Genomic DNA, 9,606 nt, shown 5'->3' with positions numbered 1-9,606 from the left:
TTAAGCCTGTCTGCGTTTCGGTCAGTACTGGAGTGCGCGAGCCTCTGGGAAATTCGATTCGCCGCCTCCATTCATACTTCATTCATTACCCTCACAGAGCCACCGCTCTGTGGGGGTTTCTCTATTTATTTGACTACCGAGAGGTACGTCATCCGCATCGTCTCATCCGGTTTCTATCGTGGTGATACATCGATGGAAATGTCCCGTTACTATGCTCGTGATGCATAGTACTGAAATCGAGGGATGTCGACCCGTTACGAAAAGACAACACTGCTTACAGTTTCGCAAGCCATTGAGTTTTAATAATCTGACCAAAGAAAGGTAGATGTAGGTATGGTCTCCATCGATTCTACGAGTCGGAAAGTCCTCATCGTCGTCCCGTTGGTTCTCCTCGTCGCGGTGGCCCTTTCACTCAACGTTGTGAACCTTCCATTTGGTGGGGGTCACGACTCCAAATCCGAGCCGTCGAAGCCCGTGAAAGGCTGTCGGACGATTTCGAAGCCGGGAAACTACGTTTTGGCGTCCGATTTCGGCGGTGCGACCGGACTGACGGGTAGTTGTCTCGTGATCAATTCGAGTCACGTAACGCTGAATGGGTCGGGTCACACGATCAAAGGGAGAGGCGTCACCGATACGACCGGCATTCTCGTCAATAACGCCAGTGGCGTCTCCGACGTGACTATCCACTCGGTTCGGGTGTCCCACTGGAATCGTGCGATTCATCTTCGGAACTCATCGTCGGTGACGGTTCGGAACGTGACGACGGTTCAGAGCACGGAGGGAATTACGGTCTGGAACAGTTCGGACGTGACCATCGCGCACTCGCGGTCGGCACACAACCTGTTCGGTCTCCTCGTGGACAACCGAAGTCAGAACGTCGATTACTCGACGCTACATTACCACGATAATCAATTGAACAGCACGCGTGGACGCGGTTCGGTCGGCGCGTGAGCTAGGGTTCTGGCTGTTCGTCGCCGGGTGCTTTCCCGGCGTCTTTTCTGATTCCGCTTGCCCATTCGGGGTACTCACGGCGTTCCGTGCCATCGAATTCGGGTTCGCCGGACATGGCTTTGATGCTCCGGGCGTCGTCCAAACTCCACACGGCACCGTCTTCGTGAAACAGGCCGTTGAGGACGCCGTTTCGTCGCATGTAGAGCGAGAAGGCCGGTTTGAGCATGAGTGACCAGAAGAAGTTTCCGATGCCGGATTTGCGAATGGTGGGTGCGAGCGAGGAGTAGTCGGGGACTGCGGCGTTGCCGGAGACGTTGGCAAAGAACTTGTTCCCGGGCCGAATCCGTTGCCATTCCGAGAGCCAAACGGGGCGTCCGAGTTTTTCCTTGATGTTGTTAGCCTGTTGGAGCACGCGGTTGTACAGCGCCGGATTACGTGCGAAGTTGTAGTGGAACTGGAGGATGTCCATTCCCCATTCCAGATATTGGGCGTTGTTCGCCAGGCTGGTCGACCCGACTGAAAGGGGGATTTCGCCGCGGTAGTACGTCATCGTATCGACGATTTCTTTGAAGAATCGGATGTCCTTCGCGTTCCACCCGGGTTCGTTCGTCAATTCGATGGCCAGCAGGCGTTCGTCGTTTCGGTACAGTTGCATGAACTCCTCGATGAAGTGGCGTGGGTCGTCCCACAGGTTTTTGGTGACTTCCGTCCGCGTCGAGGGGGAAAACGTCTGAACGGCGGTTTTGGGGTCGTTTTTCACGAGGTTCTCGAACGTGGGTTCGAGTCCGACGCTGTCGAACAGACCGAGCAGGACGCGGATCCCGTGTTTGTCGGCGGTGTCCAATAGGTGTTCGAGCGACTCCTTGTGGTCTTCCGGTTCGACGAGCCAATATTCGTAGCTCAGCCACGTTCGAATCGCGTTGAGATTGAGACTCGCGGCGTAGCCCATGTCCCGTTCGATGACGTCCGGATCGTAATCGTCCCACATCTGATACCGGTTGAACGCGCGCGCTGGGAGGTAAATCGCGCCGCGGACGTCCACTGGAGCGTCGGTTTTCGGTGGGAGGTTCAGATCCCGTCGTCTGTTCGTCTGTGCGTTGTGACCGACGGTGCGGACGCTACCCGCAGCGGGGACACTGGAGAGCCCGACAGTTGCTCCGATACCGGAGAGGAACTGACGGCGACCAACTCGTCTGCTCATACCATCCATCGGATTTCGAGGATTAACAATCTATTCCTCGGCGTCCCGTCGTGCGAAAACTCCGTGACAATTCGGGATTTGGTTCCTTCGGACGAGGTTGTTTGACAACGCTGGCGAGTGAATTCCGACTCGGTGACTGGGCTGTCAGTACCCAGGACAGCGGAAATTGTAGTGATGAAGTCGGAAACGGAGAAAACGGTAGCAGTCGGAGCGATGACAACGGAAGTAGTGGGGATGATTTCGATGGTAGAGACGGTACCGGAGGCGGCGACAACGTCGCCGCCTCCGCCGAAGACCGTTTTTGTGTGTGCCCCCTCGTGAGTTCCTGATGAGTCTCTTCGCTACAGCGACCGAATCGTCTCAACGACGACGTCGACACCGATTTTCAGCGCGTCCTCGTCGATGTCGAACTTCGACGTGTGGTGTCCGAACGGGTTGCTCGCACCGATTCCGACGTAGGTCCCCACGCCACCTTCCTCCTGTACCCGTTCGATGAGGAACGAGGCGTCCTCGCTCGCGCCGATGGGCGCTCGCTCGACGACGGTATCGACACCCTCGACTCCCTCTGCGGCTTGGGCGACGGCCGTAACCATCCCGTCGTCGGCGGTGAACGTCGTCGTCTTCCCGTAGAGCGACGTTTCGAACTCCACGTCGTGCATCGCGGCGGCGTGTTTCACGATTCGCCGCGCTCGGGAGAGCATGTAGTCGTTGAGTTCGGCGGTCTCGCCGCGGACTTCGATGCGCATTTTCGCCTCCTCGGCGATGACGTTCTGTGCGTTCGGGGAGTGAACCTGTCCGACGTTGATCCGCGTCGCCCCGTCCGCGTGTCGCGGAATCGTGTACAGGTTTCCGATGGCCGTCGTCATCGCCTGAAGCGCGTTCCGGCCTTGGTTCGGCGCTTTTCCGGCGTGTGCGGCTTCCCCGTGGAAGGTCACGTCTAGCTTCGCGTTCGACAAGGGGTGTTCGTAGGCGGCGATGACCTTCCCCGTCTCGTTGTCGAGGCCGAGGTGGAGCGCGAGGAAGTGGTCGAGGTCGGCGAGGTGGTCCGTCTTACTCATCGGAACGCCGCCACGCCCGCCCTCCTCGGCTGGCTGGAAGAACAGTTTGAGGTGTCCATCGAATCCGCCGGTGGCGTCGAGTTCACGGGCAATTCCGACGCCGATGGTCGTGTGTCCGTCGTGACCGCAAGCGTGCATCTCTCCAGGATGACGGCTCACGAACCCCTCCCGTGCGGGTCGGTGGCGTCGTCGCTCGACTCGGTCAGTTCGAGCGCGTCCATGTCGATTCGGACACCGACGGTCGGCCCGTCGCCGGTTCCCCACGTCTTCTCGGCGACGAGTCCCGTCACGTCGCCCATTCGCTCCAGATACCGCTCTGGTGCACCTTCCTCACGCGCTCGGGCTTTCGCGCCCGCGATTTCGTCGTCGCTCGGCACGCCGAGGCGTGCGTCAACGTCGACGGCGTCCGCTCCGAGATGGAGCGTGAATCCCCGTTCGTCGAGTTCCGCCGCGACGAGCGCCGTCGTCCGGAACTCCTTCCATCCGGCCTCGGGGTGGGCGTGCAAATCGCGGCGTAGTTCGACGAGAGACGGATCGCCCGTGCTCGCCTCGCTCTCTCGTGTTTCTCCTCCGTCCGCTCCGCCGTTCGCGTTCGTCATGTCACCTTCCTCGTGGGGGAAGGGGAAAGCGTTTACAAACCGGCAGACGGGGTTCTGTCGGTTCCCTCATCGTTCTCCAACCGCTCCCGGCACGTCCGCCGAAACGCTCACTCGACCGAGTGCATCCCACAGCGTCGCTTGATTGCTCGTCACCACCGGAATCCCGAGGTCCGATTCGAGGGGTTCGATGGCGGGAAGCGTTCGGTAGTTCGTACACGAGACGAACACGGCGTCGACGGTACTCGGGTCCGAGACTGTTTTCCGGACCTGTCGGTACGCGTCGTCCGCTGACAACGACCCGATGTCCGTGTTCGCCGTGATGCCGTGCCCGTCGAGTTCGACCACCTCGAACCCGGCGTCGTTCAGATACGACTCCTCGCGGTCGTTCAACTCGGCGGTGTACGGCGTCACGACGACGATTCGCGTCGCGTCGAGGGCGGAGAGCGCCCGCTTGACCGACAGGGCCGTCGCCACCGCCGGAACGCCCGCGGCCTCGGCCAACGCGTCTTCGAGTTCCGCGTCGAACCCCGGGCCGTGGAGGAGGCTTCCCGTCGTACAGGCGTAGGCGATGGCATCGACGTCCGCGTGGGACAATCGCTCCGCACAGCCCACGGCATCGTCAGCCATCGTGTCCAATTCGTCCACGGTGACCGATTCGAGCGGCATTCGGGCTGTGTGGAGGCTCACGCCCTCCGGAAGCACCCGCCCGAATTCGCCCTCCACCGTCGTGTTCGAGGACGGGACGACGACGCCGAGACGGCCGCGCCATCCGAACATTACGGCCACCCCGCTCGTGTCGTCGCTCTCCGGGGCGATCATTCTTCCCACTCCATCTTCCCGTCGTCCCTGTCCATCTCGATGGCGTCGGGGTCGCGCTCTTCCGCTGGACCGTGCCCGCCGCCGCCCGGCGTGAACACCGTGATGGTCGTCCCCGACTCCACGTCGCGGGTGGTCTTCGCCGAACGCGTTCCCCGTCGATTTCGTTACGGCCGCACCGTCCGTCCGCTCCGCCGTCGATTCCGTGCGGAGCGACGCGTCGCCGTTCGGTCAACAGGGAGACGGTCGCGTCCGTTTCGACGCTGACGGAACGCACCACGCCGAGGCCGCCACGGAACTGCCCGTGTCCGCCGCTGTTCTCGCGGAGTCCGTACCGTTCGACGAACAGCGGGTATTCGGCTTCGAGGGACTCGACGGGCGTGTTCAGCGTGTTCGTCATCCCGGGACCTGTACGCCGTCCATCCCGTCCTTCGTGGGGCGACCGCCGAAGCCACCCGCGATGGTCTCGTAGTAGGTGAAGCCGTCGTCGCCGCCGCCCCTGCTCCCGATGGTGAGGTTGTTCATCGTTCCCTGCCCCTGCGCTGGAACGCGGTCCAGGGCCGCCTCGGCGAGCGCGGAAAACACGACGTCCGTCACTCGCTGGCTGGTTTCGACGTTGCCGCCGACCACGGCCGCTGGCGGTTGAGGATTCAACAGCGACCCGTCCGGGACCGAGACGGAAACCGGGTCGTAACAGCCCTCGCTCGGCGGGATTTCGGGGTCCGTTACACAGCGAATCACGAAGTAGACGGCGCTCTTCGCCACCGCGAGCGGCGCGTTGACGTTGCCCGGAACCTGCGGAGCGGTTCCGGAGAAATCCACCTCGATTTCCTCGTCGCCGACCGTCACGGAAACCTCGATGGGTATCTCGTCGTCCGAGATGCCGTCCCCTTCCATCACGTCGTGGGCGCTGTACGTTCCGTTCGGAAGGTCGTCGAGTTCGGCGAGCAGTCGATCCCGCGAGTACGAAATCACCGCGTCGAACGCCGAGACGACGCGCTCCCGACCGTGTTCTTCCACGAGGTCGCCGAGTCGTTCTTCGGCCCGTTCGTTCGCGGCGATCTGTGCGCGGATGTCCGCCCGTCGCTCGCCGGGGTTCCTGACGTTGGCGAGCAGGAGGCTCATCACGTCGTCGTTGACTTCGCCACGCTTCACGAGGCGAACCGGCGGCAGTCGAATCCCCTCCTGATAGATCTCCTGTGCCCCGGCGGGCATGCTTCCCGGCGTCCATCCCCCCGACGTCGGCGTGGTGAGCGCGGGAGAGACGGCGTACCCGAGGATTTCGTCCTCGACCGTAACCGGCGACACCATCGTCACGTCCGGTAAGTGGGTGCCGCCCTCGAACGGGTCGTTCAGGACGAACACGTCGCCCGGTTCCGGGTCGTAGTCGAGTACCGTGTCCACGGCCTCGGGCATCGCGCCGAGATGCACCGGGATGTGTTCGGCCTGCGCGACCAGTCGCCCTTCGGCGTCGAACAGCGCCGTCGAGCAGTCGCGTCGCTCCTTGATGTTCGGCGAGTACGACGAGGTGATGAGCACTTGTCCCATCTCCTCGGAGACACCCTCGAACTGATTTCGCATGATTTCGAGCGTTACCGCGTCGATGTCCGTGTCAGAGTTCGAATTCGAATCGTCGTGGCTCATTCTTCCTCCCTCCCGAGCACCAGCGTTCCGTCCGCGTTCGTCGTCCCGGACCATCCCGGCGGCACGACGACCGTACTTTCGTCCTGTTCGAGGATTGCGGGGCCGGAAACCGAATCGGATTCCCCGAGTCCGGTTCGGTCGAACACCGGCGTCTCGTGGAACTCGCCATCGAAAAACGCCTCGCGGCGTCCCTTTTCGGCGTCGCCCGCGGTTCGATACGAAACCGATGGCGACTCGCGGCCGACGACCGCCGTCGTCCGAAGGTTCACGAGTTCGATGGGGTCGTCCATGACGTAACCGTAGGCGCTCTCGTGGGCGTCCTCGAATCGCTTCGCGACCGTTTCGGCGTCGAACGCCTCGTCTACGGGAACCGTGAGTTCGAAGCTCTGGCCGACGAACCGCAGGTCGCGGCCCGCTGGACCGCCGCCGCATCCCGATTCTCCACGTCCGAGAGTACCTCGTCCGTGAGGTCGTCGTAGGCGGATTCGACCTCGTCCAGCGAAACGTCCGCCAACGGATTTCTCAGTGTTCGAACCGAGTCGTGTTTCTCGTCCGCCGCGAGCAGACCATAGGCCGACAGCACGCCGCAGGCGTGCGGAATCACGAGTCGATCCATGTCCAAACTCTCGGCGATGGCGGCGGCGTGCATCGGTCCCGCGCCGCCGAACGCCACGAGTCCGAATCCACGCGGGTCGTGGCCGCGTTCGACCGTGACGGCGCGAATCGCCCGCGCCATGTTCGCGTTCGCGACCCGGAAGACGCCCCGAGCGGCGGCGAGGGCGTCGTCCAAGCCGGCTTCGTCCGCGAGTTTCGAGAGCGCCTCGTGGGCCGCGTCCACGTCGAGTTCGAGTTCGCCGCCGAGTGCGAACTCCCGCCGATGTAGCCGAGGACGACGTTCGCGTCCGTCACCGTCGGCTCCGTTCCGCCGCGTCCGTAGCAGGCGGGGCCGGGGTTCGCACCGGCGGACCGCGGCCCGACGCGGAGGGCGTTTCCGGCGTCCACCCACGCGATGGAGCCACCGCCAGCGCCGACCGTGTTCACGTCCACCATCGGCGTCTTGATGGGTCGGCCGTTGATTTCTGCGTCCGTCGTCCGTTCCACCTCGCCGTCCCGGACGAGGCTCACGTCGCTCGACGTGCCGCCCATGTCGAAGGTGACGAGGCCGTCCACGTCGTCGGCAGCGGCGGTCTCCGCCGCGCCGACGACCCCGCCCGCTGGCCCGGACATCGTCGTCGTCACCGCGTGTTCGCGGACGGTTTTCGCCGACGCGATGCCGCCGTTGGCTTGCATGATCCGCGGTTCCGGAACGCCCCGGTTCCCGGCGCGTTCCTCCAAGCGACCGATGTAGGCGTCGATTGCTGGCGTCACGTAGGCGTCCACGACCGTCGTGGACGTTCGTTCGAATTCGCGGAACTCCGCGAGCACCTCGTGGGAAACCGAGACCGGGACGTTCAGTTCCTCGCGGAGAACCTCGGCGACCCGGCGTTCGTTCTCGGGGTGCTGATACGCGTGTAACAGGGAGACGGCGACGCTTTCGGCACCACTGTTACGGATCTCTCCCGCCAGTTCGCGCACTTCGTCCTCGTCGGGTTCCGTCAGGACGCCGTCGACGCCCGTCCGCTCGGCGACTTCGAACCGCCGCCGTCGCGGGACGAGCGGCGCGGGTTTGTCGACGTTCACGTCGTAGAGGTCCGGTCGGGCCTGTCGTCCGATTTCGAGTACGTCGCGGAACCCTTCGGTGGTCACGAGGGCCGTCTTCGCGCCGTTCTCTTCGAGCAGGGCGTTCACCGAAACCGTCATCGCGTGGGTGAACGCGTCCACGTCCGTCGGATCGATGCCCGCCTCCTCGCAGGCTTTCCCGATTCCTTGCACGACGCCAACGCTCTGGTCGTCCGTGTGCTTGGTACCTTCGCAGTCACGAGTTCGTCGTCCGGCAGGAGGAGGACGACGTCGGTGAACGTCCCGCCGACGTCCACGCCGACGCGGGTTCGGGTGTTCTCGTCCATTCAGAAAACCCCCAAGTCCTGTAGAACGGTGTAGAGCGCACGTACTCCGAGCCAGACCACGACGAGCGTGACGGCAATTCCGAGGACGTTCTGCGTCGTGTCGTTCACGTACTCTCCCAGGATGTCCCTGTCGTTCATGATGTAGATGAGGAAGAGCGCGACGATAGGCAGCAGGATTCCGTTCGCCACCTGCGCGAAGACGATGGCCTGCACCGGTTGGTAACCGGCCGCGGAGAACACGACACCGATGAATAGGATGACGGCCCAAACTGCTCGAAACTTGGACGATTTGAGGTCGGTGTCCCATCCGAATGCTCCCGCAGTCGCGTACGCCCCGGCGAGCGGTGCCGTGGTCGCGCTCGTGAAACCGGCCGCGAACAGGCCGATACTGAACAGAACCGTCGCGTAGGGTCCGGCGAGCGGTCGTATCTGGTCGGCCATCCTGCTCACGTCGCTGATCTGGGTTCCGACGGGGAACGCCGCGGCCGCGGTGACGAGGATGGCGATGGTGATTGCGCCGCCGATGATGATGGAGAGTATCGTGTCGGCGCGCGACTCGGGTAACTCACCCGGTCCCGACCAGCGTTCCTGCACGCTTCCGGCGTGCAGGAACAGGTTGTAGCCGACGACGGTCGTCCCGATGAGTCCCGTGATGAGGAACGTCGAACCGGTAGGGACGCTCGGGACGAATCCCGCCGCGAGCGCGCCGAGGTCGGGACCGATGAGGATGGCGTCGATGACGAACGAGAGCGCCATGATAGCCACCAACGCGACGAGCGCCCTCTCGATGAGTTTGTAGCGTCCGGTCCAGAGGAGCGCGGCCGCGAAGAGACCCATGGCCGGACCCCAGATATGCGCGCTGATGCCGGTAATGCCCGCTAACCCGGCGGCACCGCCGAGGATGTTCCCCGTCTCGTAGGCGGCCGTCCCGATGCCGATGGCGCTCACGACGACGCGATGCTGAGGGTCGAAAGCAGGGGGCTGTCGAACTGTTCCCGAAGCGCTTCGCCGAGTCCCTCCCGGGAGACGACGCCGAGGCGGGCGCTCATCTCCTGGAGGACGATGGTGGCGATGATCGAGAAGACGATAGTCCAGACGAGCGCGTAGCCGAACTCCGCGCCGGTCACGCTGGCGGTCGTCACCGTTCCGGGGCCGATGAAGGCGGCGGCCACCATCGCGCCGGGTCCGATAGAGCGTAGTCGTTCACTGATATTCATGGTTGTGGTGTGCTATGATGTCTCAACCCATGGACCGAAGATAAATCCTGTTGAGAACGGTGTGTATCGCCGTCTCTCGCCGTATGAAATCGTATGAAGGAGTATGAACGGAGG

The 9,606-nt window shown here is 63.2% G+C and carries 5 protein-coding genes and 4 pseudogenes; 1 reads left to right on the top strand and 8 read right to left on the bottom strand.

The genetic code is table 11. The features are described from left to right. Positions 1-333 precede the first annotated feature (333 nt). The gene (locus A4G99_RS22655) at positions 334-951 is read left to right on the top strand and encodes a NosD domain-containing protein (RefSeq protein ID WP_066148490.1); all 618 of its coding nucleotides are present in this window, start codon (positions 334-336) and stop codon (positions 949-951) included. Between the two features lies 1 nt (position 952). On the opposite strand, the gene A4G99_RS22650 is transcribed toward A4G99_RS22655, so the two are convergent. The 8 genes and pseudogenes from A4G99_RS22650 to A4G99_RS22625 all read right to left on the bottom strand — a co-directional run bounded on the left by A4G99_RS22650 (position 953) and on the right by A4G99_RS22625 (position 9,492). Further along, positions 953-2,152, bottom strand: coding sequence for a glycoside hydrolase (locus A4G99_RS22650; protein WP_223302161.1), 1,200 nt, complete (start codon positions 2,150-2,152; stop codon positions 953-955). Positions 2,153-2,493: 341 nt separating this feature from the next. Then, a pseudogene (locus tag A4G99_RS22645) lies at positions 2,494-3,809 on the bottom strand (amidohydrolase). A 66-nt stretch (positions 3,810-3,875) separates the two neighbouring features. Further along, positions 3,876-4,628 (bottom strand): aspartate/glutamate racemase family protein, encoded by a 753-nt coding sequence (locus A4G99_RS22640; RefSeq protein ID WP_223302158.1) that lies wholly within the window; start codon positions 4,626-4,628, stop codon positions 3,876-3,878. Then, complete coding sequence (locus A4G99_RS30080) at positions 4,625-4,750, bottom strand: hypothetical protein (protein WP_394337484.1); 126 nt, start codon at positions 4,748-4,750, stop codon at positions 4,625-4,627. The genes A4G99_RS22640 and A4G99_RS30080 overlap by 4 nt, the downstream gene beginning before the upstream one ends. Positions 4,751-4,842: 92 nt before the next feature. Beyond that, positions 4,843-5,025: pseudogene (locus A4G99_RS30075) on the bottom strand (hydantoinase B/oxoprolinase family protein); the annotation flags it as partial. Beyond that, entirely contained in the window at positions 5,022-6,269 is a 1,248-nt protein-coding gene (locus A4G99_RS22635) for a hydantoinase B/oxoprolinase family protein (RefSeq protein ID WP_394337480.1), read from the bottom strand. The gene A4G99_RS22635 and the pseudogene A4G99_RS30075, both read right to left, overlap by 4 nt. Continuing rightward, a pseudogene (locus A4G99_RS22630) lies at positions 6,266-8,275 on the bottom strand (hydantoinase/oxoprolinase family protein). Before A4G99_RS22630 ends, A4G99_RS22635 begins: the two are co-directional and overlap by 4 nt. Then, positions 8,276-9,492 (bottom strand): annotated as a pseudogene (locus tag A4G99_RS22625) (Nramp family divalent metal transporter). Positions 9,493-9,606: the final 114 nt, after the last annotated feature.

Origin of the sequence: Haladaptatus sp. R4, from assembly GCF_001625445.1 — an archaeon.
GTDB lineage: Archaea > Halobacteriota > Halobacteria > Halobacteriales > Haladaptataceae > Haladaptatus.
This window is presented reverse-complemented; position numbering and strand designations above follow the sequence as displayed.

Coding starts and splice junctions, on each gene's coding strand:
- A4G99_RS22650 (WP_223302161.1), bottom strand. CDS start 2,152: ATGAGCAGACGAGTTGGTCGCCGTCAGTTCCTCTCCGGTATCGGAGCA.
- A4G99_RS22655 (WP_066148490.1), top strand. CDS start 334: ATGGTCTCCATCGATTCTACGAGTCGGAAAGTCCTCATCGTCGTCCCG.
- A4G99_RS22640 (WP_223302158.1), bottom strand. CDS start 4,628: ATGATCGCCCCGGAGAGCGACGACACGAGCGGGGTGGCCGTAATGTTC.
- A4G99_RS22635 (WP_394337480.1), bottom strand. CDS start 6,269: ATGAGCCACGACGATTCGAATTCGAACTCTGACACGGACATCGACGCG.